Below are 25,279 nucleotides of genomic sequence, written 5' to 3' on the forward strand. Positions count from 1 at the left end.
TGCCTTTTTTATTTTTATAACTAAGCTTTTCTTCATCATTGATCTTAAAATCAAAACTTTAAGATCTCCCAATAATTTTGGCTTTTTCTTTCATAATCCCAAAGTAGGAATTGGTAAAAGCCGACAGACTTTTATAACCAATCATAAAAGCGATCTGGCTTAAAGTATATTCTCCTGTATCAATAAGTTCAATACTTTTTAAAATACGGATCAGCTGCATATATTTTTGGATCGTAATCCCTGTTTCCCGCTTAAATATACGCTGAAGGCTTCTTACAGACATTAAGGACAGATCAGCCAAGTCATCTATACTTACCTGTTCCATGTAATTCTTATTAATATAACTGCATACAGGCAGTAATCTTGGATCTACCGGAATCGGGATTTGTAAACCTACTTTCTCTGTGCAGAAATGAGGAAGGCTATTCAATAAAGCGGTCAGGAAATATCCCTGTTCTTCATTTTCTTCCAATAATTTATTCCACTTTGAGGCATATTGTAACATTTCTCTCAAAACCGGAGGCGCTGCAAAAACATGCACTTTATTATAAAAATCATTGTCGAAAACCGTTTTGAATAAAATCACCATCAGATTAACCGTACTGGCTTCCGACTGAGTATGATGTTTTTTGCCTGAAGGGATCCAGATTAAGTGATTTTGTGGAACCAGATAGATTTTATTCTCAATGTGAAAATACTGATACCCCTCTTCAACATAAGTCAGCTGATATCTTTGATGAGTATGATCATAGTCATCATGGGTCCAGTCTTTCTCATACCAGACATAAGCATCAATATTAATTTCATCATCAAACTCCCCTTTTCTTTTTTCTGATAATCCACATTTCATTTTGGCGTTTTATATAATAATTCTGGCAAATTTAATAAAAATACCAATTGTAAATTTGCATTATCAAATAGATACACTTCCTGTTTTTCTACAATCAGATGAATTTATAGTAAGCATTTACTGTTAAACGATAAAAATTTATCAAAGGAAAAGACGTAAGAAGGTTATATATTCAATACATGGAAACTCATCTGTTGAAATTCAAACTATCTTTGAGATAGATTAATAGTAAAAATAACATTCAATACATAAAAAATAATATTATGAAAAAAGTTTTTGTTGCAGGAGCCACCGGATGGGCGGGTTCTGAAATTAGCAGAGCAATATTTAATAATGACGAAATGATATTAACAGGCGGACTTTCTTTATCTCAAGATGGGAAAAATCTGTCAGAGATTCTGTCATTAAAATCAGATAACAATATACCCTTATTTAAATCTGTAGAAGATGCAATAGAACATGTAGAATTTGATATTCTTGTAGATTTTACCAAACCGGTGATCGCGAAGCATAATATCCACACGGCTTTGCAAAAAGGTAAAAAAGTCATTATTGGAACTTCAGGACTTACGGATAAAGATTATGAAGAAATAGAGCGTATTGCCAATGAAAATAATACTTCTGTTCTTGCTGCAGGAAACTTTGCACTCACTGTTGTTTTATTGCAAAAGTTTGCTGAAATGGCTGCAAAATATATTCCTCACTATGAGATCATTGACTATGCGGATGCTAAAAAAATTGATGCACCAAGCGGAACAGTGGCAGAACTGGCTTATCGTCTTTCTAAAGTTCAAAAGCCCGAACTAGCTGTAGCCATAGATGATACCATAGGAAATAAAGAAACAAGAGGCGCAACAATAAACGGTATACAGGTTCATGCTGTTCGTCTGCCGGGTCACACACTCGGCGTTGAAACGATCTTTGGACTCAAAGGAGAAAAATTAATCCTAAGACATGATTCCGGAGAAAGTGCAGAGCCTTATGTAAAAGGAGTGCTTCTTGCCATCAAAAATATAGATACTTTCAAAGGGTTACGAAGAGGATTAGACTCAATCATGGAATTTTAACAATACGTGTTTGAAGTTACGCTTGTTTAGCCACTAATTAAAAAAATCGTTACTTTTTTAAGCAGCGATTTTTTTCATTTATACTTTTGTCTTAAAACAAAAGTATACAAAAATTCAAGACCGGAATCATCCTCTAAAAATTGATATTGACTCCTAAAATTTCCAAACTCGCATGGAATCAAATCCTTATTCTTCGACTCAAAATCTCAGCCATGCTAAACAGTGGAAATTTTTTAACGGATTCAATCTCATTTTTTTTAACGCTCCTGCTTCCCAGGTCCATTAAACATTACCCATCGAAGTCCACCCGTTTTTTATCGTCGTTTTTCTTTGTATTTAAACATAAAATTCAAATTCTCCCCAACTTTTGGTCTTGATCCAAAAAATTACGCAAAGTTAATCAACCTTTGCCCTTATTTTATGATGATAAAGGATAGAATCATCAGTTTAAAAAATGAAAACTTTGCGTCAGAAAAACACATCATCAGCACATTCATTATCTGTATCAACACCCTTCAACCTTTTCAATCTTATCCTCAATTGGTATCAGCTATTTTCTTTTCTCTCCTTCTTTGAAGAATAAGGTGTGCAGCATCCAGCATTTTAACGGTATGAATGTAGGGCATCACGATATTCCTTTCCGGGAGATTTTCATAGACACCCATTGAGAAATAGACGATTCCGGACATAAAATAATCAAATTCTTTGAGGGTGTATTCTCTGAATGCTTTTTTGAAAACCAGCAGCGGATTCCGGTATTCCTTCTCCGAAAGCAGTCCAAGAATCCAAGGAGAAATCTTTTCCGGTTGGGTATCAACCGTCCATTTCCTATCCTTCAGCATGATGAGATAGCCTGCCCGGATAAACGACCTCATCGACTGGTAAAACTCAAAGATCACCGCCGGATCTTCATTGATCCAGCTATTTCTCTTTACGGCATAATTCATTATGTTGCTGAGCAATTCTTTGGAAACATCCAGCTCATTGAACTGAAAGAAAGTTTCCATCAGCCGTAATCCGGAGTGCTTCTTCTCTGCCCGAAACCGGGGAGTGAAATTTGTTTTTATCTTTTTCATTGTGTGTATTTTTTTATAAATGTAAGAAAAAAACAATTAAAACACATATATGTGTTGATGAAAAATTTTAGAAAGTCCAAAATTTACTAAATGTATAAATGGGAAATAGAGGAATTAAAATTTCAAATTGGAAAGCTTATTCAATTATATAGGTTGAAAAGAGGGCTTTCACAGTTTCAGCTTGGAAATGAGCTTAATATCTCAAGCAACCATGTTGGTAGAATTGAAAGAGCTGAAACTAATCCCACCATTGAAAGTCTTGTTACATTCTGTAATTTTCTTGAGATTGATCTATTACATTTATTTACAAAACTCAATGAAAAAGAATTAAAGAAGATTGAAAGTGAGATCGATCGACTACAAAAAGAATTTAAAAATCAAAATAAGAGAAAATCCTGACGAAAGTTGGGATTTTTTTGTGGCCAAGCTTTTTAAATCTTTAAGAAATTCCGTGAAAATACTGAATTAAAATTTGGAAGTGCTTTTTATTTTTGCTGTTTACGGGAATCCGTAATTTAGATTAAAAAGGAGTTTGTATTTTAGGCAAAAAATAAAGGTAATAATTAACAATCTTGTATCACAAGAAAACATGATAGCAAACACTTTTTTGTTAGTAGCATTTTAATCAGTATAAACTGAACTTAGTATGTACAAAAATATTTGAATTAAAAAATTATATATATGGCAAAAATTATTTCTCTATTTAATCACAAAGGTGGAGTAAGTAAAACCACTACTGTTTTTCATTTAGGTTGGAAACTAGCATCACAAGGGAAGAAAGTTTTAATGATCGATGCTGATCCACAATGTAATCTTACAGGTCTAACTTTAGGGTTAGATGATTATAATTCCTTATTAAAATTCTATGAAAATAAAAGCAATACAGACATTTTTAATAGTCTTGCGCCTATTTTTGAATTCTCAGACGTAAGTATCGCAGCAAAAGAGAATCCGCATGCAATAACACCAACAAGTAATCCTAATTTATTTATTTTAGCAGGCAATATTAGATTTTCAGAATTAGATATACAGATTGCAACAGCATTAACTAGTAGTGGCACAATTCCAATTCTACGCAAATTTGTAGGTGCTTTTAATAGTTTTGTTAGAAAAATTGCAGAAGAAAATGGTATTGATATTGTAATTGTAGATATGAGTCCAAGTGTCTCATCAACAAATCATTGCATTTTCATGAGTTCAGACTACTTTATTATTCCTGTTTCTCCTGATTTTTATTGTTATCAAGCAATTGACTCTCTAAGTAATGTTCTCCCAAAATGGGCAACAGATATAGAAAAATTCAAAGGTGAAAGTGAAGATGATTTACCGATTGGAAACCCTAAAATGTTAGGTTTTATTACACAAAACTATAGAATTTATACGGTTGGTAGAACGGCTTCTGATACAGAAGATGTAGTTGCACCAAAGCAAATGTCCAAAGTTTATCAAGACTGGCTTGACAGAATAAATCATATTTTAAATACTAAGCTTGTTCCTGAATTACGAGAAAAAGATATGATTGTTGACGAAACTCTATTTCAAGAATCAGTAACTTATGGTGATGCGTACCACTTATCAGGAATCCAAAATTTCAGTGGGTTAATACCTGTTTCACAAGCAACTGCTAAACCTATTTTTGAGTTAACTAAAACTGATGGAAATTGGACAGGAGCCAGATGGAAATGGAAAAAAAATGGTAAAGAATATGGGATTAAAAATAATATAGAGGAAGCAAATATGGTTTATAATAATCTCGCAGAAGCTGTAATCAAAATGATATGATAAAGATTCGTTGATTAATGGAATATTAAACTTCTTTATAATACACCTTCAATACAACATTACACAAACCTAAGTTAATTATCTATAATCAATTATTAAATAAAATTATATGTCTTTTGATTTTAAAAATTACGTTAGTTATTTAGCAGATGAATTAATTCGAAATTTTGACTATGCTAGTGCTGCAACCACACCTGTATTAATCGGTAGCGCTAAAGAAAAAGAAATAAGTAGAAAACTTGAAATGCTTTTACCTAATTCTGTTGGTGTTGGTTCAGGATGTATTATTGATAGTTTTGGTAATACAAGCAAACAAATGGATATAATTATTTATGAAAAAGAATTTTGTCCAATATTTTGTATTAATGAATCAGCAGAAACTACTTATTATCCGTGCGAAGGGGTCATTGCTGCTGGGGAAGTTAAAAGTACCCTAAATTCTAAGGAATTAGAAAATATTTTTGATAAGGCAAGTTCAGTAAAGAAATTAAGAAGATATTCTGTAGCCGAAATAGGGAGTTTCTCTCAAGAGCCATATTTCTCTTTCCGAACTTATAATTCAAAGACGGCTTTCGAATGCTCAACTGAAGAAAATTTTGATCAAACAAATAAAATTTTAGATCAGATTTTCTTTTTTGCTCTATGTGGAAACTTAGACTTAAAACCAGAAACGTTTGTCGATAAATTTAGTAAACATTTATATTCAGTTTCAAACGGAGAGGAACCAAATATTATTAGCATTTTAAATTCTGGATTAATGTTATTCAGAAATAAAGCTCAAAACAGAGTTGCTTATAGCCTTAAGGATGCAGACTCATTATATTTTTTACCCGGAAATAATAATTTTGAGTTTTTATTAGGAATAATTATTCAAATGATATCAAGCGGACGAACAGTTCCAGTAAGTGCTTTTAATAGATATTTGAGCTTTAATACTAGTGTCTGTTTATTGGGAGGTGTAGATAAAGATTTATAATAATCTTCATGCTCTAATATGCAAAAAAATAACCTTCGTTGGGATTTTTAAGCAAAACAACCTACAATCCTATATTATTGTAGGAATTCACAAAAAAAATGCCGGATACTTTTCATATCCGGCATTTTATAATATTAAACTGAATTAGTCAATACTTTCCAGTGAAGTAAACCTATCAGAGTAAAGCTATTTCTTAACTTCCGCAATAGCCTCTTTAATTCCTCCTCCAGCAACTTCAAAGAATGAAGGTCCTGCCAGAAGATATACTTTTTCTAATTTCTTGGTTTTGGAAAGGTTATGTTCTTTCAAATACACTTCGGAGCGGTTTGCATTCACAATACCTCTTACTACATTTCCTGCTACCAGAGCGGTTGGAGAATCAATACCGGCATCTTTTAAATCGCTTGCAAAGGCAAAATTACTTACTCCTAATCTCATGGCTTCACGTGCTGCAACTTCTCCCACAGATGTCATCAATTCAGGAGTGAATTTGTTTCGGTCTCCTAAACCAATTAGCAACAGTTTATTTGCAGACATGGAACCTTTTGGAGGAGAAATCAAAATGGTTTCCAAAGAATGTCCTTTGAAGTAGCCGCCTTGTCTTATTTTTGTAAATTCTCCTTTCAAAGCTTCATCTAAATGTACTAATCCGTTCAGGTTGGCGGGCAATGCCTGAGCACTGTGGATGTCGTTATCCGTATATTCAAAAACACAGGCAACCTGCAATTGAGCCTCTGCAGAAGATGGTCCTTGAACCAATCCAATCATTGAAATCCCATCCACAGAACCCCAGTTTTTTGAAGTTCCAACAGCTGTGGGAACTACAGAGGAATTTGCAGTTGTTGTTTGAGAAAAAGTTAAAGTTGAAAAAATCAACCCTGTAATTAACATGGATTTGCCCAATGTATTCTTTACTATATTTTTCATAATAATTGTTTTAAATGTTTAAGTTTTAGTATGTATCAAAGTTAGTTTTAGAAATCATTCTCAGCATTGACGTGAGATAATTAAAAAGATCCGATTCATTAAAATTTGAATACTATTCTTGAATTAATAAAAAGTCCGTCTTTGTCATTTTCGATAATATCATCTACAAATGCTCCGGTTTTAAAATACTGAATCCCTGTATTGAAGGTTAAAAATTGATTGATTTTATAATTAAAACTGCCTAAAAAAGCCGTTCCGATATATCTCTTTTTAGAATTCATGGAAGTGAGATTCAATGAGCCGCTTGGCCTGTAAACACCATCCTGTAAAGAATATCTCCAATTGAAAACCACATCTGCCTGAACTGTTATTTTATGACTCAAATCTATGGTTGCATAAGGATGTATATCAATAAGATTCACAGGTCCTATTTGTGGATTAAATCCGAAATACCCACCTTTCGGATAGAGCGGATTGAAAGTTCCCAATTTTCCATCTCCTTTGTTTTTGTCGCCCGAAATATAATCGTTACGAAGATTGATGGTGGGTTTTCCTTTCACATTTTCAAACATATACCCTATATCCGCAGAAGCAGTCCATGCACTTATTGTTCCTTTATTAAAGTTCCCGAACTGATACGCCATTTCAAAGTTATAAATAAAACCGCCTCCATATTTCCAAAACCGGCCGCCTAAAGTATGTCTTGTCTCATCTCCTGTTCCATCTTCAAAACGGGATTCTTTTCTGTGAATTCCCAGATAATACCATTCTAAATTCCCACTTTCCGGAAGAATCAAGGTATTATAACTTCCCCAAAGGCTTACAGATTTGGAAATCTTATTATCAAAGGCTCCGGTATTAATTTCGCTTGCCATCATCACAAAAGCATCTGATTTGAAATTTCCTCTTTGATACATTAGTTTCAATCCATCAAAATAAAGTCTTAAGTTCGGACCTTCCCGCACAGAAATCAATCTTCCACTTCCATAATCCAGTTCCTGTCTTCCTGCACGAACGGTTAATTTTTCTTTTTCATTTTTAACGACATCTACATCCAGAAAAAGATTCTGAACATTAAGATGATCTTCATCAATTGGTCTTGGCCCGTTCTTCCTGCCATTCTCCCAGGCACTTCTCAACTGTCCGAAAACCCTTACCCTTGACCTTAAATGCAAATCACCATGAATTGTATATCTCTGGATAAAAAAAGGATTGCTACCAATTCCCAATCTGCCCCAGTCTTCATTATTAAATTCCACAAATTCCGCTCTTGCTTCTCCGCCTAAGGATAAATATTTACTGTTATTATTTTCAGAAAGCGGAATATATTTCAGAGCATTGTAAAATGTTTTTGTTGAATCCCGGTACGCTGCATAATTCTCATCAAACCTCATAAGTTTAAATTGTGCTGAAACCGCAATGGGAAGCATAATCTGAACAATCCATACTATCTTAATCAGCTTTTTCATTGTAATTTTTTTCTTATATAATGATCAATAGAATATTTCCCCGGGCCCACAAAAAGCAGAAACAAATAACATAAACTATACATAAACGGTGTATCTTTTATCAGTAAAGCATCATTCCAATGAAGGACAAAATATCCGGTTAAAGTCACCGCTAATATTGGTAAAACTGCTGCTCTTGTCAAGAATCCTAAGATGACAAATACAGGAAAAAACAAGTTAGCGGCGTCAGCAAAAAGACTGTTGAATGCTTCCGGAAGATTTAATGGATTGGGAACCCTTTCTGCTTCCGCAACACCTATTCCGAGTTTTTTCAGTCCGTGAGCAAAGATTAATTCTAATGATAGTGCTATTCTGAAAATCAATAATGCAATGTGAATTAATTTTCCTTCAAGGCTCGTATTGGTGATGGTTTGGATGAACTTTTTCATAGTTGTAGGTTTGAAAATGATTGGATAGTGATTCTTTTAAACCACCCCGTCAAAAATTCTTTGAATTTTCGCCACCCCTCCAAGGGAGGGGAATTTTGGAGCGAAGTAGCTTTTAGTTTCGTTATTTGGTCTGATATCCGCCGTAATATTTTACAGGAGACCATTCTGGAAGTACAGGAAGCGAAGCCGGAGCAACATGTTTGTATGTTTCGTCTCCATACACTACTTTTCCGTCCACAATGGTTAATTTTGAAGTAATATCTTTAATTTCTTCTTCATTAACACTGAAATAATCTCTGTCTAAAATAGTAAGGTCTGCGAAATATCCTTCTTTGATTTTTCCTTTTTCATAATCCTTTATAAGCTCATACCCTCCAAAAGTAGAAAGTGATAAAGCTGTTTTTCTGTCCAGAGCGTTTTCTTTTGCCATAACCTGAGTTCCACCCAAAGTTTTTCCTGAAGTAACCCAATATAAAGCAACCCACGGATTATAACTTGCCACTCTCGTTCCGTCTGTTCCCAGCCCAACCGGAATTCCCATTTCAAGCATTTTCTTTACCGGTGGAGAAGCCAAAGCAGCTTTTTTACCATAGCGATGGATGAAACTTTCCCCCTGATAGGCCATTCTGTGTTGCACTGCAATACCTCCGCCCATGGTCTTAATTCTTTTCATGTTTTCTTCAGACACTGTTTCAGCATGGTCAATAAACCAGACCAATCCGTTCAAAGGGGTCTCTCTATTGACTTCTTCAATGACATTTAAAAACCTTGTAATACTTTCATTATAGGTTGCGTGAATTCTGAAAGGCCATCTTTTTTTTACCAAAAGACTCACCACATCTTTCATATTTTTCTCCATTGTTGCAGGTAATTCCGGTCTTGGAAAAAGAAAATTTTCAAAATCGGCACCATCTGAAACCAGGTTTTCTCCCCCTCCATTCACATGATAATCAATTTCATTATGGTCATTATGCCCGTGGTCATCAATATCAACCATTCCGGTCCATTTTGTATAATCAGACAATTCAGAACCTTTCTTTTGAGCAAACAGATAATAAGGTAATCTAACCGTAATCTTTCCCTGCTTATTCAGAGCATCCGTTGTTCCGTAGTCGTCCGGAAAATTCTGAAAACCACCGCCCGCATCCATCACAGCAGTTACTCCAAGACGATTGAGTTCAGTCATATACTGTAAGGTAGAATTTTCTTTTTCTGCCTCTGATAATTCAGGTAATTTTGCTAAAGTTGAATACAGAATAAATGCATTAGGCTCTGCCACCAACAAACCAGTCGGGTCTCCGTTGCTGTCTTTTTCAATTAAACCCTGAGACGGATTGGGGGTGTCACCGTTAATATTTAATTCCTTTAAACCAGCTTTATTCAACCAGGCTTTTCCGTAGAGATACATTACAAAAGTTGGGACCTCACCCGTTGCTTCGTTGATTTCTGCCAAAGTGGGCAGTCTTTTTTCTTCAAACTGATATTCATTCCAGCCACCAATCACTCTTACCCATTGTCCTTTCGGTGTTCTCTGAGCCTGCTCTTTCAGCATCTCTAAAGCTCTTTTCAAGGTTTTCACCCCATCCCACCGAAGCTCTGTGTTATAAAATCTTCCTCCACGAATTACATGTAAATGGCTATCAAATAATCCGGGAATCACTCTGTTTCCTTTAGCATCAATTAATTTTGTAGAACTTCCTTTTAGTTTTAAAATCTGAGCATTCGTTCCTGTACGGAAAATTTTATGGTCTTTAATGGCAACTGCCTGAACTTCCGGATTTTTATCATCCATCGTTGTTATTTTTCCGTTGGTTACAATTAAGTCAGCTTTCTGAGCATTCATCAATCCTGCTCCTAACACCATTGAGAATAGAATTTTATGTAGTGATTTCATAATTTACTTTTAGGGGTTTGAAAAAGAAAAGGCAGGTAGGTTTTCAACCTGCCATTATTGAAATTGATTAGTGTTTAAGCATATCCTGTGCATACTGGATTCCTAAACCGTAAGCACCACCATATTTTTTCATTAAATCATTCACTGGTTTATATGTTTCTTTTCTAGACCAATCTCTCTGTAATTCAAGAACATACTGAACGGATGTAATTGGATGTGCACCGGCCTGAACCATTCTTGTAACCGCCTGATCGTGAGCTTCTTTAGAGATATCACCAGAAGCATCTGTGATGATATACACCTCATACCCTTCATCAATAGCAGATAAAGCCGGACCTACCACACAAACGCTTGTCCACAGACCTGCTAAAACCAGTTTCTTTTTATTTTTTCCTGTGATGGCTTTATGAGCATTTACATCTTCCCAAGTGTTCATCGTAGTTCTGTCCACATACCTACTTGTTACTTCAGGATAAATTTCTGAAATTTCAGGAAAAACTGGCCCTGCGAACGATTTTTCTGCTACTGTAGTTACCACTGTAGGAATATTGAAGATCTTAGAACCTCCGGAAATTAAGGCTACGTTATTTCTCAGTTCTTCCATGCTGATGCTTTTTGTTGCGAATGCCATCTGTCCTTCGTGGTCAATTAAAACCAAAGCGTGGTTTGTTGGATTCAGCATTGATTTCCCTGCGTTCTGAGCGAATGCGGTTACCGATACTACTACTGCTGCGAATGTTAAGATTAACTTTTTCATAATGTTCAATTTTTAAATGTTGTTTAGTAAGAATTTTATTTTAAATTTTAGAATCTCACTGAGTATTTGTTTGATTTTGATATGGCAAATTTAGGGCGGTCATAAAGACTACACATTTAACTAGTTTAATAAATTACCCTTAATGATAAAAAGTTGAATTTATTTTCAAACGTTGTCACTCTATTTAATCAAAACCTAAATAACAACCAACAAAAACACTTATAATAAACTATTTAAACTTAAAACAACACTTTAAATACAAACAAAAAAAATAGGCTTAGATCATAAAATCCAAGCCTAAACACCTCACACGTTTCACTCTTAAAAAAGACACTGTTTAATTTTTATCACTACATCACCATCGGAAAATCCATCATTAAAACCTCTATACTTTCTGAAATCAAATAATGTTCAAATCGGAAATAATAAAAAAATTTTAATAAATCCAAAATCTCCGTCTTTTTGATACTGTAAATTTAGAGTGATGAAACATCATGTACATTTAACTGGTTTAATAAATCATATTTTTAGAAAATAAAGATACTCAGACAGTCGCCACAATTTTAATTTCGACTAGCTGTCCCGGCAATGCAAGTCCACTTACTCCAACCATTGTACTGGCTACAGATTTAGGGTAATTGTAAAATTCTGTCTTGAAATTTTTCCTTGCCTCAAACGCTGTTGTCATATCCATTGCATAGATAACTTCTTCCACCACATTTTCCATCGTCATGTTATATCTTGACAATAATTCTTTGATATTGGCATAGGTTTGTTTCATCTGTTCTTCCATTCCTTCTGCCAATTCCCCATTCTTGTTGTGACCCAACTGACCGGAAATCCAAACGGTATTTCCTTTTTTTACCGCCTGTGCGTATCCGTAGATCTCTTCCCAAGGCATTCCCAAGCCTTCTGCTGTTTTGTTTTCCTGTATCATTTTTTATGGTTTAAATTAATACAGCAAATGTAGAACTGATAAAAATCTTAGAAATTTAACTGGTTTAATAAATTACTTTTTCTTTTACTCTAAATAAAAAGATGATTTACACATTCTGTATAAACCACCTTCATATTTTTTATTTTTCACAGCCTCTCCAGGAGAGGAAAATCTCTATGTCTTATTTTTGTTTCTCTTTATCCGCTAAACGTTTCCTAATGGTGCTTACAAACTCCTTTGAAACACCAAGGTATGATGCAATATAATACTGTGCTACTCGCTGCGGGATTGTAGGATACACCCTGATAAATTCCAGATAACGGTCTGTAGCGGGTTGAGAAATGGTGTTAACCAGCCGGTTTTGAAGCGTCACCACATACCGCTGCATCATCAGCCGGAACGCTCTTTCAAACTTCGGAACCTTCTGCATGAGTTCTTCTTTAGTTTCCGGATTCAACATATAAATTTCGGTGTCTTCCAGGGCTTCTATAAAAATCTTTGAGGGCGTTTTATTATTAAAAGAATCAATATCGGTAATCCACCAGTCTTCAACAGCAAACAGAAGGGTAACTTCAAAACCGTTTTCATCAAGATAATACGTTCGAACGCAGCCCTGCTTTATAAACCCTTCGAACTGACAAACCTCCCCTTCGCGCAGAAGGTGTGTTTTCTTCGGGTACTTCTGAAGGGTCAGCAAACCTTCATATATATTTTCCTCTTCAGGAGTTAGGGTAACAAATCGTGAGATGTTTTTGATAATATTTTGAAACATACATTTATTTTACAGTTGCAAATTAGCAAAAAGCGTGTAAAATTCATAGTTCAGAAGCTATTTGATGATCGTAAAAATACTGACATTTAATAATGATCTGAAGAAAAGATTGGGCAGAAAGCAAATTAAACGGTCAAAACAAAAAATTGTTGTCAATAAGGAGAAAATTAAACCAGAAAATGGTGGATACAAGATTGTTTATCCCGGTTTTCCAAGCGGAATGTCCACTACAGAACACAAACAATTAATAAAGATCTTTTAGAATGTATTGAAGCTTAATAAAAGAGCAAAATAATCAAGAGATGAATCAGTTTGATTCATCTCTTGATTGTATATTTAATATCGCAACTTTATGCTTTCATATGTTTTAGTATCCAGAGTAAACATTCTTTAGAGTCCATGATACTCCAGGAATGAGGATGTCTTGTACCGTCCGGACGGATTCCACGATCATTGGTGATGACAAGATCAGCGTTTTTGTGACCTTTTAGTCGCAAAAGATTAATCATAGCCGTAATATCTGCCACATTAAGGTCGTAAATATCCCTTCCTCTGTTTTCCATCTGCCATATAATTCCCGGTTCTGTATATATAAGAATAGGGATATTCAGGAGATATTTTGCATTACCACCATCTTTTTCACGGTAGGAAAACATAGATTCTCTTAGGTAATTGGCTTTGTTTTTATCCGGTGTACCCATGGCATCAACCATTTCAGCCGTGAGATATTTAGCTTCATTAGTTCCAATATCAGAATAGTTTCTTTCGATCTCTCTCTGCAACCTGTAATACATATTCTCGTAATCTAACGGTGCATCAACAGCGAATACTGAATTGGGGATAAAATAGGTGTTTTTGTCCCTAACTGCTCTTTCAGCATAGGTAACAGCCAGCATACCACCGCCGGAAAGCCCTCCAATTGATATTTTATCTTTAGAAACTTTATGCTTTTCTACTGTATCTTTTACTATTCTGTCTAAAAACTTCTGCTCTATATGAAATCCAAAATCCCCATCTTCCCAGGTTGGAAATAATACGATAAGATTCTTTTCCAATGCTAGATCATCCAGATTAATCTGATTCATTACTTTTTCGCCATTTTCACCACCACCGGGTAAAATAACAAGTATTCCTTCAGCTTTACCCTCCGGAACTAATTTCAGATAATGGTTCCGGGTATCCTTAAAAGTTATTTTTTCAGAAGTCTGTCCAAAAAGATGAGTACAAAGCATTCCCAATAACAGGGTACAATATCTGATTTTCATCATTACATAATTTATTACAGTGCTTACATTATTTTTTCACCAGCTCCACTCTACGGTTTTGTGCCTTCCCTTCTTCGGATCCATTATCCGCCATCGGGTTTTTGCTTCCGAAACCCTCAGCTGAAAGCCTTGTTTTATCAATGCCTGAAGTGGCGATCGCATTCAATACCGCTGTAGCGCGGTCTTTTGAGAGCTGGAGATTGTGGGCATCGTTTCCGCTGTTATCGGTATAGCCGTTAATGGCCAATTTTAGGTTGTTATCGCTTTTCAGGACTTTTGTGATTTCATCTACGGCTTTTTTGCCATCGGGCTGTAAGCTCGCTTTATCGGTATCAAAATTAATATGCAATACCGCCTTGCCTTTTGTATCCAATTCTTTTTTATGTCATCAGATTTTAAGATGGAAATCGTTTGTTTAAACGGTGCTTTCTGTAAAATTTGTATTGCTCCGGTCGAAGTATTTCCATAGAGCTGAATATAAATATCATCACCATTTGGTCTTCTTATGACATACACTTTTACAGGTTCGTTCCAATAATCTATAGAGCCTTCTTCGCCAAAATATTTGGCTTCAGGTTGTATTCTGTCGAGCTCCTGTTGGGAAACTTTACCATCAAATATTTTCACACCACCCACTTTTGTAATCAGCGTCATCATAGCTTTTCAGAAAATAGGGCAGCGACCATTCTTCTGTATTGCTTTTCTCGTTGACTATATATGTCTTCCATACTTTTCCTTCTATTGGTGTCATTACGTCTTTAAGAGGAAAAAATAACATATCATAGCTTCTTTGTACCGGTTTGTTTTGGAATTCCAGTCCTTTAGGCAGGCTAAAAAAGGGAAGTTCGCCCACTTCAGCGGTGGAAACCGGAATGGAGTTGATATCAAATTGAGTTTCTCCCGGAGATTTTTCTGTACCTGCAGTATTTCCTATGGCGACACTGTCCTTTGCAGCCTCTGTTTTCTGTTCAGTCTTTTTGTTGCAGGCACCGAGTAAAGCGCCTATTGATAGAATAATCAGCGTTTTTTTCATGTTAATAAATTTAGTTTTTTTGATCTATAAAATTCTTCCAATAATAAGACATCAAACAGCACAAATCCTTCTTCATCCGCATCTGTATCAAAATCTTTATATGTACTGTTTTTTGCGACACTAACTTACAAATAAAATGCGGATGTGAGGCTCTTAGGTAAGGATTTTATTGATCAAAGACAATATACCGGTGATCAGTTTTCTGATGCAAACCTTTGATGTCCTTTATCATCAAAACTCCTGCTTATACCATAAAATTACTCAGGAAATACACTACCTTTGCTACAGACCGAAATTTTTATAAATCATGAAGTTAGAATTATATCAGATAGATGCCTTTACAGACAAGGTCTTCCATGGAAACCCTGCGTGTGTTGTTCCTTTAAAAAATTGGTTACCCGATGAAACCCTCTTACAAATAGCCAAGGAAAATGCCGTAGCAGAAACAGCTTTCTTTATTAATAATGGTGATACTATTCATTTGAGATGGTTTACTCCTGAAATCGAAATGGATCTATGCGGGCATGCTACTCTTGCTACGGCTCATTGCCTGGCCTCCATCTTAAATTATCCGAACAACAGAATCGTTTTTGAAACCAAAAGCGGCGAATTAACGATTGATGTGAAAGACGGATTTTATTATATGGACTTCCCGTCAAGAATGCCTGAAACATCCACTCTTCCTGATGAGATAAGCCGATCTCTTACTGTACAGCCTAAGGAAGTATTCAAATCGAGAGACTATGTTCTGGTATATGAATCTGAGAAAGATATAAAAAATATAAAAGTTGACCAATCCATTCTGGACCTTATCAATCTGGATCCGGGAGGTGTTGTGGTGACCGCAGCAGGCAGTGACAGTGATTTTGTTTCAAGATATTTCACACCGCAGTCATCGATCCTTGAAGATCCTGTAACGGGCTCTGCGCACTGCTCACTCATTCCGTTCTGGTCAGCAAGATTAGGAAAAAACACGCTTTTTGCCAGACAGCTATCAGAAAGAGGCGGTGAACTCTTCTGTGAAAACAAAAATGAAAGAGTAATTGTAGCGGGTAAAGCCAGAACATACTCTACAGGACATTTATGGATAGACTAACGATAATTGATAAGGTTTTACCATTCAACAATGGAATTACAAAACAATTTTCCGATCAAAAAAAATAGCGCCACTTTACAATAAGTGGCGCTTATATTAATCAGTAATCACATGATCAGCTACATCTGATTACATTTTTTATTGTTAAAGTTGAGAACAGTCGTACAATCTCAACTTTTCTTATTCTTTCAAAGCTTTTTTCAGGCGTTCAAGGCCTTCCTTCAGAACTGCCCTCGGACATCCGATATTGATTCTTAGAAAGCCTTCACCACTTTTACCATACATCGTTCCCGAATTGAGCCAGACTTTTCCCTTCATCAAAAGAATCTTCGACAATTCATCAGAAGTTATACCGAACGCTCTGCAATCCAGCCAAACCAGATAGGTAGCTTCCAAAGGAATCACTTTAATTTCCGGCAACTCTTCACTGCAAAAATTTTCCAGCAATATAAAGTTCTCATACAGATAATTTTTCAGCTCATGCTTCCATTCATATCCTTTGGTATAGGCCGCCATCAAAGCTTCCATCGCAATGGGGTTAGCATAACAGTTCTCCTGAAGCTCTAAAGTTTTAAAAGTCTGTTCCAATATAGCTTTATCCTGGGAAATAAGATATGATACGGGCATCCCTGAAAAATTAAAAGTCTTGCAGGGCGAGCCGCAAGTCACGGATTGAAGGTCATAGTCGCGGGCAACCGAAACAAACGGAATATGCTTTCGGTCATTAAAAATCAAGTCAGAATGAATTTCATCAGAAACCACCATTACCTTATTCCGTGAACAGATCTCAGCTATTTTTTCTAAATCCTCTCTGGTCCATACTTTTCCGACCGGGTTATGAGGATTACAAAGTAACAGGAGTTTCGTTTTGGGGTCCGAAGCTTTTTTCTCCAGATCATCAAAATCAATCGTATAGTTTCCGGCTTCGTATTTCAGATCATTGCAAACAATAGAACACCCGTAATTTTCTAAAATGGAAAAAAAATGATTATAAACAGGAGGCTGCAAAATAATCTTTTCGTCGGGCCTCACAAAAGTACGGATGATGGCCGAAATGGAGGGCAGAACTCCCGTCGCAGGTAAGAGCCAGTCTTTTTCTATTCTAAAATTATGGTTCGTCTCCCACCAATCAATGACTGAATCATGAAAATTTTTAGGAATGGTACCATATCCGAAAATACCATGTAACACTTTTTCAGAGATAGCCTGAATCACTTCCGGAGCAGTTTGGAAATCCATATCAGCCACCCACATGGGTAAAATATCTTCTTTACCCCAATCCCACTTTACGGAATGACTTCCTCTTCTCTCTATGATTTTGTCGAAATTGTATTTCATTTAGGTCGTTATTTTGAATCCAGATAATTTTTGAGGTCTGAAATATTCGTAATCTTAAGCTCCCGTGCCTGCTGTCTCCGCATCATCAGGGCATAAGCATTATTAAATCCAAGCGGTTTCAGCCATTCGATACCGTATTGTTTCCGGAATTCCATATTCACGTAATCAAACGTCTTTTCCGGGCTTTTAGATACTTCTTCTACAGTTTTTGCAGAAGGTTTCAGCAAAACCAAAAGTCCGGTTCCGGTGTATTCGGGATAGAAATCGATTGCATCATTCATCAGGGCGTCAAAGCAAATTTTGGTTCCTCCGAGCCCTGTTTTAGTCTCCACTTTATAATCAGTGTACCCTTCAATGAGCATTTTGTAAATTTCGGTAAGAATATACTGTTCACCAAAAATTTTTGATCCGATTTTTATGGTTTGTGAATTTCCTTTGCGCGGATCTTTATATAAATTCATTTTTACTAAAAAATCTCTGGCAATTTTCTCAGGGCTTTCTTTAAGATAATCAGCCTTATAATTCAGATCTGTCATGATGGAATCATTGAAATTTCCTGAGACAAGATCCAATGTTTTTTCTAATTCAGGAAACTTTGCCAATGTTTTTGTCTTGATGACCGGAGCGGCAAAATAAGGAGGGAAAATCTTCTTATCGTCGTTCAGAACATATAAGTCAAAAGCTTTGATTCTTCCGTCTGTAGAGTATCCGCTGATCAGGTCCAATTCTTTTTCGTAAGCTGCCTTATACATAATGGCATCACTTACCACGAGAGGATGTGCATCCAGACCATATACCGACCGAAGTCCGAGGTCGCCATCCTGCCTTCCCATAAATTCGGGTGTAAAACCAGCCTTAAGTTTATGATCCGGGGCTGAAGTCAGAAGATAAATTACACCCATGATCACCAATAGGGCAGGCACAATATATTGTATTTTTTTACCGACTTGTAGCTCAATTTCTGTAACACAGCGATAGTCTGGTCCAGAACAACAGCCAGTAAAGCCGCCGGAATTGCTCCCGCCAGAATCATATTGGTATTGTTCAGTGAAATTCCCCCAAAAATAAATTCCCCCAAACCGCCTGCAGCAACAAAGGAAGCCAGGGTTGCCACTCCCACATTGATGACAGCCGCCGTCCTGATGCCTGCAATGATTACCGGCATTGCTAAAGGAAGCTCAACTTTGAAAAGCCTTTGTGTTCTGTTCATTCCCATTGCTTTGGCTGCTTCAGTCACCGCCGGATCTACTTCTGTGATTCCTGTATAAGTATTTCTGATGATGGGTAAAAGGGCATAAATCAGTAAGGCTACAATGGCCGGAGTAGCTCCGATTCCGAACGCGGGAATCATAAAACCCAGCAAAGCAATGCTCGGGATGGTTTGTAAAATTCCTGCTATTCCTAAAACAGAACCTGATAGTTTTCTTTTCCGGGCAATTAAAATCCCCAAGGGTACACCGATAATGATGGCCAGAAACAGAGACAAAAAAGTAAGTCCCAGATGCTGAACAACCTGCGTGAGCAATTTTTCGTGTTGTTCGGTAATAAATTGCCAAAAATTCTGCTCACTCATACGGTCTGAAATTTTCGGTATTCATTAAAAGCTTTAACCAGATTTTCATAGTCTGCGGAAAGCGAAATATCTGCACTCAATCGTTGCAGAGCATCCCAGACCGCAGTATTTTCTGAAAGCCCAAGGTCGTCATATAAGCGACTGCCCTCCATTAGCAGTTTCACATCTTTCAGGCTGGCTACTTTATACTCCAGTAAAAGCTTGTTTTTAGCAAAAAAATTTTTAACAAAATCATTTTCAGGATAGTATAACATTTCTTTTGGAGTTCCGGTCTGAATAATTTTTCCCTTATCCATCAGGCAAATCTTATGACCTAAGTCAAATGCTTCCTGAACGTCATGAGTAACGAGAATAATGGTTTTACTTTTAAGTTCTTCCAGTGATTTGAATTCTGCATGAATATCGGCTTTGGTGATAGTATCCAACGCTCCGAACGGTTCATCCATCAGTAAAACGGGTGAATCTGCAATCAGGGCGCGTGCAATTCCTACTCGTTGTTGCTGTCCACCGCTTAATTCATGGGGAAACCTGGAAAGCAGTTCTTCCGAAAGATGAAGCTTGTGTAATAGCTCCAGAGTTCTTTCGACTGTCTTTTTCCTGTTCCACTTCAACAGGTCAGGAACAACCGCAATATTCCGTTGAATGGTATAATGAGGAAACAATCCGGAATGCTGCATCACAAAACCAATCCCCATCCGTACGTCTTCCACTTTCTGCGACCGAATATTCCTGCCGTTGATCAAAATACTCCCGGAATCAGCTTCAATCAGGCGGTTTATCATTTTCAATGTGGTTGTCTTTCCGCAACCGCTCGTTCCCAGCAGCACCAAAACTTCCCTGGCGTCCGCCTGGAAGGAAATGGCATCGACTGCTTTTTTTCCGTTAAAACTTTTTGAAACTGATTCAACTGTAATCATAGGCCAAATTATTGTGCAAGTCTGATTCCTGTAAACTGCCACTTGAGGTGGGTCTGGAAAAAATTCCGATAGGTGTTTCTGCTGTGTCCGGCAGGTGTGGCTACCGAAGAACCGCGCAATACCATTTGATTTACCATAAATTTCCCGTTATATTCTCCGACAGCGCCGGCTTCTTTTTTAAATCCGGGATACGGAAGATAGGCAGAATGAGTCCACTCCCATCTTTTTCCCCAGTCGAAAGATTCTGATGCCACTTCCCATTCGGCTTCGGTTGGGAGACGTTTTCCTTTCCACGAAGCAAAAGCAGAAGCTTCGAAAAAATTGATATGGCAGACTGCTTCTTCTAAATCGACTTCCTGTAACCCGTTGAGCGTATAATTCATCCATTTACCATCGATAAAGTACCAGTATAAAGGAGATTTTGCGTTATTTTGCCGCACCCAGTCCCATCCTTCGGCATGCCAGTACCTAAAGTCTTCATAACCACCGTCTTCGATAAATTCGAGATATTCCCTGTTGGTCACTAACTGATTGCAGATTGTAAAATCATCCAGATACACTTTATGTCTTCCCAGTTCGTTATCAAAGCAAAAACCTTCACCCTTAAAACCAATTTCATAAATTCCTGCGGAAAAATGAAGCATTTCTGAGGTTTCGGTTTGTTGTTTTTGTACAGTATTTTCCTTTTTATAGGCAGGAAATAACGGATTGTGTCCTAAAATATATTTAATGTCTGTCAGTAACAATTCCTGATGCTGCTGTTCGTGGTTTAACCCTAATTCCAGTAATGGCTCCAAGGATTCTGTAAGATAGCCATTCTGAAGAAATTCGGTCATCTTCCGATCCACATATTCTCGGTATTTAAATACATCTGAAACGGAAGGGCGGCTCAGATTGCCCCTATCAGTACGGATAACGCGGGCTCCTATGGTTTCATAATAACTGTTGAACACAAAGTTGTACTGAGGATCAAAAACTTCGTAATCCGGAAAATTGGGCTGTAAAATAAATGTTTCAAAAAACCACGTTGTGTGGCCTAAATGCCATTTTGGAGGGCTTACATCAACGACGGGCTGAACGACATAATCTTCTATTTCCAAAGAGCGGCAGATCTCAACGGAATGATTCCGGATTTCCGAAAATTTCTTCAACCGGCGGGTATGAGGCATTGTTTTTGGGAATAAAGCATCTTTTTTCATAAACAATCTTTTTAAATTATACCATCCAGATCGAGTCTACAAACCAGTTTTTAGCGTCTTTAACTTCCATAAGGATATGAAAACCAGAATCTGCGGCCAGTTTTTTGATATCCTGTTCCGAGAATTTCTGAGAAATTTCCATATCGATCAGTTCATTTTCTTTGAAATGAAACGAATGGCCTGCGACCTGAACCTCCTGATCACAAAGACTTACCAGAAAGCTCCTGCAAGCACCTGAAACGGGGTCATAATTCTGATAATGCTGAAACTGATCTACCTTGAAATCGGCTTTCAGCTCATGATTGATCCTGGTCAGGAGATTAAGGTTAAACGAAGCGGTAATACCCGCAGGATCATTATATGCTGCAAGAATCGTATGTGGGTTTTTCTTGAGATCAAAGCCTACCAGAAATAAATCTCCGGTATTGAGTTTCCTTTTCACCTCGCTGCAGAAATGTCTGGCTTCTTCTATTTCCATATTGCCAATATTGCCGCCCAAGAAAAGCACTACTTTTTTTCTTTTTGAAATGCCGGTGGCTTTATCAAGCATATCAAAATAGTCACCTTCCAACGGAAAAATTTCCAGGTCAGGTAACTTTTTCTTTAGGTTCTGCTGCAAAACATTGAGAATATTACCTGAGATGTCGATGGGCATGTAGGTAAAATCCGTTCCTTTGTCTACTAAATTTTTAAGGAGATAAGAAGATTTCATAGCATCTCCTGCTCCCATTTCTATAAGGTCAAAAGACTCATTGATATTGGAAATTGCCCTGGTGAGTTCTTCTGTTTTATTTTGAAAAATTTCCAGCTCACAATTGGTAAGGTAGTACTCCGGCATCGCCATAATCTGTTGAAAAAGGCGGTCTCCTGTTGTATCATAAAAATATTTTGAAGATAATTTTTTCGGATCAGCGGACAGGCCTTTTAAAACGTCTGAATGAAAAGTCTGGGCACGGTCATTTTTAAGATAATAATCCTGTTTTAACTGTCTATTCATAGTTTATATTTTGTTTTGGTTCTTGGTTAAGTGCAACTATCTTGCCGCCATCAGAATAAATTTCTGTTACCCTATACCCAACCAGCATTTCATCTAATTAAAGATAGTCTTTTTTACGGGTTTTTATCCTACCACATTTTATATATGGATAAAATGTGGTCCCACTCCGTATTGCTCTTTCTCATCAAAATGCTTTACCAATATTGTTTTTTTATGAAAAAAAAATTTTCAATGCTACCATCAAATTGTTAAGTAAGCATTCTTTATATTAATTTTTTAAAATAAGAGATAAGAATCTTTTTGAGAGGTTTAAATGAGTAATTTAGCGTTGGATTAAAATGTGTTAAGATTCTATGAGAAATCTATTCTTTTTATTGCTTGTATCAATGGGACAGCCTGTACTGGCACAAACCAAACTGGAAAAAGCAATCACCAATCTGGAAAAAAATTATCAACAGGAAAAGGTATACTTACTGACTGACAAAACCCAATATGCGGCGGGGGACAAAATATGGTTTAAAAGTTTTGTATTCGACGGATACAACCGTTCTGCATTATCGACTACTCTGTTTGTGGAATTGTATAATTCTGATAAAAAATTAATAGACTGGAAAACAATACTTCTCACCAACGGAGAAGGCAGTGGTGATTTCCAATTGAAAGAAAGCCTCCCTGAGCAGGTTTATTTTGTAAGGGCTTACACGCCTTATATGACCAATTTTAATGAAGACTTTCAGGTTGTAAAAAGTATCCCGGTTTACAATCCCGATTCTCCTGAATCTCTGGTAATTTCCAAAAGCTCTGACTGGTCTGCAAAAGCTTTTCCGGAAGGTGGAACTTTCATTAACGGTATTCCCACAAAATTTGCTGTAAGACTATCATCTGACACCTCTCTGCCCGAAAACTGGAGTGGAAAAGTGGTTGATACCGAAAAACCCAATGTCGCCATCACTACATTTAAAGCTTTTGATAGAAATGTGGGATCTTTTACCCTAACTCCAACTTCGGGAAAAAAATACCAGGTTATCATTCAGGATCATACCGGAAAAATTAAAACAACAGATCTGCCGCAAGTCTCGGACAGCGGTCTCCATCTTGAAGTCAACAGCTCCAAGGACGGGATTAAGTATAGCTTAAAAGGTGTAAATCTGAAACAGCAACTTCAGCATTATAAAATCGTTGGAACGATCAGCAACCACCTTGCTTATAAAGCCAACATCAACCAGTTGATCAATGAAGTTTCAAGCGTTATTCCTACCAAAATCAGCAATGGGGCCAACGGCATTTTGCAATTAGCCATTTTTGATGATCAGGACAATCTGGTGGCTCAAAGACTTTGCTTTATAAAACCCGATAACCTGAAAATTGAGAAAGCAGAAATTATAGACCGAAGCATCAAACAGACGCCAAGATCTTTTAACAGCATCGATCTTTCTCCGGAGTCTTATTTTAAAAATTATACTGTTTTGGTAAGTGAGGATGACGGCAGCAATAAGGCAGACGAAGAAAATATCCTGAGCGGACTTTGGCTCACAGGGGATTTTACTTCAAAAATAGACAGCCCGGCACAATATTTTTCGAATAATGCCAATACTGAAGCCCTGGATGCTCTTCTTATTTCTGAAAAATGGAAAAGATTTGACTGGAATTCCGTGCTTAGCGGAACTATACCTACCATTCACACCCTTTCGCAACAGTTTCTTTCATACAAGATCAAACCTATTAAAAATAACGGACTGGTGATTAATGCCAACGTCAATCTGATGTTGAAAATGGGCAAAGAGGAGCCTGTGATCAATCAGTTTATAACAGACCAAAACGGATACGTTTATTTGAATAATCTCAATAATGACGAACCTGTGAATGTTTCTTTATTTGTAAATTCGGAAAATAAGGAATCTGGTAATAATGATTTATTCGTCACCGCCGAACCTTTGGTAAATCCTACTCCTTTTAATGGCAATTTCCCGGGCACGAAATATATCCTTACAAAACCTGCCGGAAATAAAACGCTTCCACCAGCAATTGCCAGAGCAATCAATACGCAAAAAAATAATAGGAAAATAGAGAATGCTGAGATAGAAATTGAGCAGATAAAATTGGTAGGAAAAAGAAAGATCCCAAAGAAGAGTTGGATAAGCAGCTATCTACGGGCATGTTCAGCTCCGGAAATTCTACGATATTTGATTTTGTCAATGAGGATCAGCATACGTCAGGAGCTGTGAATATTTTAGACTGGCTTCAGGGAAGAGCGGCCGGTTTAACGTTCCAGAGAAACAGTTCAGGGGTAAATGTACCTTCTATACGTGGGCAACAAGCTAAATTGTATCTGGATGAAATGCCTACAGACGCAGATATGATTGCCAATATCCCGGTAAACAATATTGCCATGGTAAAGATTCTTAAAGGAGCCGGATTGGTAGGTAACGCCGTAGCAGTCTATACCATGAAGGGGAATATGAAATCCAAGAGCAAAGAAACACAAACGCAAAAGAACAACTCAGCGGTCATAAAAGGCTATGATAAACCCTCGGATTTCCCGATTGGAATGATAGATGATGACGCGAAAATTGAAAAAGATACCCGCGAAACACTGTACTGGAATCCTAATTTGTTTGACAGCGATTACGTTCCGCCAAGAATCAAATTTTTCAACAACGACATTGGTAAACAATATAGGGTGCTGATCATCAGCTTTGATGAAGATGACCATCTTCTTTATGACCAGCAAATACTGAAATAATAAAATCAGCCTTTTAATAATTTTGAAAGGCTTTTTTATTTGTCGTTATTCAATACTGACAATTGTTATTGACTATTCTTTAAAATTTGAGTCTAAAACAATATTGGACAAAACAAAAACAGGAATTTGTAACAGTACAGAATTTTTTAACAGAATCTTTCAAAAGAAAACAGTAAATATTCC

23 protein-coding genes and 1 pseudogene are annotated in these 25,279 nt (G+C 36.7%); 7 read left to right on the forward strand and 17 right to left on the reverse strand.

Translation table 11 applies throughout. The features are described 5' to 3' along the window. Positions 1 to 58: 58 nt before the first annotated feature. On the reverse strand, positions 59 to 850 hold the full coding sequence (locus tag H3Z85_22190) for a helix-turn-helix transcriptional regulator (GenBank protein ID QPQ51866.1): 792 nt from the start codon (positions 848 to 850) through the stop codon (positions 59 to 61). A 263-nt stretch (positions 851 to 1,113) separates the two neighbouring features. On the opposite strand from H3Z85_22190, the gene dapB reads away from it, so the two are divergent. Continuing rightward, positions 1,114 to 1,917: a 4-hydroxy-tetrahydrodipicolinate reductase gene (gene dapB / locus H3Z85_22195; GenBank protein ID QPQ51867.1), complete on the forward strand. Its 804-nt coding sequence runs from the start codon at positions 1,114 to 1,116 to the stop codon at positions 1,915 to 1,917. Positions 1,918 to 2,453: 536 nt separating this feature from the next. On the opposite strand, the gene H3Z85_22200 is transcribed toward dapB, so the two are convergent. Further along, the gene (locus H3Z85_22200; protein ID QPQ51868.1) at positions 2,454 to 2,993 is read right to left on the reverse strand and encodes a hypothetical protein; all 540 of its coding nucleotides are present in this window, start codon (positions 2,991 to 2,993) and stop codon (positions 2,454 to 2,456) included. A gap of 90 nt (positions 2,994 to 3,083) precedes the next feature. On the opposite strand from H3Z85_22200, the gene H3Z85_22205 reads away from it, so the two are divergent. The 3 genes from H3Z85_22205 (at position 3,084) to H3Z85_22215 (ending at position 5,751) form a co-directional block, all read left to right on the forward strand. Beyond that, a complete protein-coding gene (locus tag H3Z85_22205; GenBank protein ID QPQ51869.1) occupies positions 3,084 to 3,392 on the forward strand; it encodes a helix-turn-helix transcriptional regulator in 309 nt (102 codons plus the stop codon). Between the two features lie 282 nt (positions 3,393 to 3,674). Further along, positions 3,675 to 4,775 (forward strand): AAA family ATPase, encoded by a 1,101-nt coding sequence (locus tag H3Z85_22210; protein ID QPQ51870.1) that lies wholly within the window; start codon positions 3,675 to 3,677, stop codon positions 4,773 to 4,775. 109 nt (positions 4,776 to 4,884) lie between these two features. Further along, positions 4,885 to 5,751 (forward strand): hypothetical protein, encoded by an 867-nt coding sequence (locus H3Z85_22215; GenBank protein ID QPQ51871.1) that lies wholly within the window; start codon positions 4,885 to 4,887, stop codon positions 5,749 to 5,751. A gap of 186 nt (positions 5,752 to 5,937) precedes the next feature. Here the strand turns inward: H3Z85_22215 and H3Z85_22220 are convergent, their stop codons facing one another. The 9 genes and pseudogenes from H3Z85_22220 to H3Z85_22260 form a co-directional block, all read right to left on the reverse strand. After that, entirely contained in the window at positions 5,938 to 6,642 is a 705-nt protein-coding gene (locus H3Z85_22220) for a peptidase M17 (GenBank protein QPQ53982.1), read from the reverse strand. A gap of 134 nt (positions 6,643 to 6,776) precedes the next feature. Beyond that, positions 6,777 to 8,147 carry an alginate export family protein gene (locus H3Z85_22225; protein ID QPQ51872.1) on the reverse strand — a complete coding sequence of 457 codons (1,371 nt, stop codon included), beginning with the start codon at positions 8,145 to 8,147 and terminating at the stop codon, positions 6,777 to 6,779. Continuing rightward, a complete protein-coding gene (locus H3Z85_22230; protein ID QPQ51873.1) occupies positions 8,144 to 8,575 on the reverse strand; it encodes a DoxX family protein in 432 nt (143 codons plus the stop codon). Before H3Z85_22230 ends, H3Z85_22225 begins: the two co-directional genes overlap by 4 nt. A 121-nt stretch (positions 8,576 to 8,696) precedes the next feature. Continuing rightward, positions 8,697 to 10,469, reverse strand: a complete 1,773-nt coding sequence (locus H3Z85_22235; GenBank protein ID QPQ51874.1) for an amidohydrolase — start codon at positions 10,467 to 10,469, stop codon at positions 8,697 to 8,699. Positions 10,470 to 10,536: 67 nt separating this feature from the next. Then, positions 10,537 to 11,226 carry a hydrolase gene (locus tag H3Z85_22240; GenBank protein QPQ51875.1) on the reverse strand — a complete coding sequence of 230 codons (690 nt, stop codon included), beginning with the start codon at positions 11,224 to 11,226 and terminating at the stop codon, positions 10,537 to 10,539. 544 nt (positions 11,227 to 11,770) lie between these two features. Continuing rightward, complete coding sequence (locus tag H3Z85_22245) at positions 11,771 to 12,163, reverse strand: RidA family protein (GenBank protein ID QPQ51876.1); 393 nt, start codon at positions 12,161 to 12,163, stop codon at positions 11,771 to 11,773. A 181-nt stretch (positions 12,164 to 12,344) separates the two neighbouring features. Beyond that, positions 12,345 to 12,935, reverse strand: coding sequence for a Crp/Fnr family transcriptional regulator (locus H3Z85_22250; GenBank protein ID QPQ51877.1), 591 nt, complete (start codon positions 12,933 to 12,935; stop codon positions 12,345 to 12,347). A gap of 350 nt (positions 12,936 to 13,285) precedes the next feature. Next, a complete protein-coding gene (locus tag H3Z85_22255; GenBank protein QPQ51878.1) occupies positions 13,286 to 14,203 on the reverse strand; it encodes a hypothetical protein in 918 nt (305 codons plus the stop codon). A 25-nt stretch (positions 14,204 to 14,228) separates the two neighbouring features. Next, a pseudogene (locus H3Z85_22260) lies at positions 14,229 to 15,233 on the reverse strand (OmpA family protein). A 307-nt stretch (positions 15,234 to 15,540) separates the two neighbouring features. On the opposite strand from H3Z85_22260, the gene H3Z85_22265 reads away from it, so the two are divergent. Continuing rightward, complete coding sequence (locus H3Z85_22265; GenBank protein QPQ51879.1) at positions 15,541 to 16,329, forward strand: PhzF family phenazine biosynthesis protein; 789 nt, start codon at positions 15,541 to 15,543, stop codon at positions 16,327 to 16,329. Between the two features lie 180 nt (positions 16,330 to 16,509). On the opposite strand, the gene H3Z85_22270 is transcribed toward H3Z85_22265, so the two are convergent. Genes H3Z85_22270 through egtD form a run of 6 tightly spaced genes read right to left on the reverse strand, consistent with a single transcriptional unit; the run spans position 16,510 to position 22,353 of the window. Further along, on the reverse strand, positions 16,510 to 17,667 hold the full coding sequence (locus tag H3Z85_22270) for a pyridoxal phosphate-dependent aminotransferase (protein ID QPQ51880.1): 1,158 nt from the start codon (positions 17,665 to 17,667) through the stop codon (positions 16,510 to 16,512). An 8-nt stretch (positions 17,668 to 17,675) separates the two neighbouring features. Next, positions 17,676 to 18,590 (reverse strand): hypothetical protein, encoded by a 915-nt coding sequence (locus H3Z85_22275; GenBank protein QPQ51881.1) that lies wholly within the window; start codon positions 18,588 to 18,590, stop codon positions 17,676 to 17,678. After that, positions 18,572 to 19,240 carry an ABC transporter permease gene (locus H3Z85_22280; GenBank protein ID QPQ51882.1) on the reverse strand — a complete coding sequence of 223 codons (669 nt, stop codon included), beginning with the start codon at positions 19,238 to 19,240 and terminating at the stop codon, positions 18,572 to 18,574. Before H3Z85_22280 ends, H3Z85_22275 begins: the two co-directional genes overlap by 19 nt. Beyond that, complete coding sequence (locus tag H3Z85_22285; GenBank protein ID QPQ51883.1) at positions 19,237 to 20,157, reverse strand: ABC transporter ATP-binding protein; 921 nt, start codon at positions 20,155 to 20,157, stop codon at positions 19,237 to 19,239. Before H3Z85_22285 ends, H3Z85_22280 begins: the two co-directional genes overlap by 4 nt. An 8-nt stretch (positions 20,158 to 20,165) precedes the next feature. Then, positions 20,166 to 21,326, reverse strand: a complete 1,161-nt coding sequence (locus tag H3Z85_22290) for an ergothioneine biosynthesis protein EgtB (GenBank protein ID QPQ53983.1) — start codon at positions 21,324 to 21,326, stop codon at positions 20,166 to 20,168. 46 nt (positions 21,327 to 21,372) lie between these two features. After that, positions 21,373 to 22,353, reverse strand: a complete 981-nt coding sequence (gene egtD, locus H3Z85_22295) for an L-histidine N(alpha)-methyltransferase (GenBank protein QPQ51884.1) — start codon at positions 22,351 to 22,353, stop codon at positions 21,373 to 21,375. Between the two features lie 353 nt (positions 22,354 to 22,706). On the opposite strand from egtD, the gene H3Z85_22300 reads away from it, so the two are divergent. Together H3Z85_22300 and H3Z85_22305 are read left to right on the forward strand one after the other, a co-directional pair. Next, entirely contained in the window at positions 22,707 to 24,578 is a 1,872-nt protein-coding gene (locus H3Z85_22300; protein QPQ51885.1) for a hypothetical protein, read from the forward strand. Further along, entirely contained in the window at positions 24,485 to 25,096 is a 612-nt protein-coding gene (locus H3Z85_22305) for a TonB-dependent receptor plug domain-containing protein (protein QPQ51886.1), read from the forward strand. Before H3Z85_22300 ends, H3Z85_22305 begins: the two co-directional genes overlap by 94 nt. Positions 25,097 to 25,279 lie beyond the last annotated feature (183 nt).

Source organism: Chryseobacterium indologenes, assembly GCA_016025055.1.
GTDB classification, from domain to species: Bacteria; Bacteroidota; Bacteroidia; order Flavobacteriales; family Weeksellaceae; genus Chryseobacterium; species Chryseobacterium indologenes.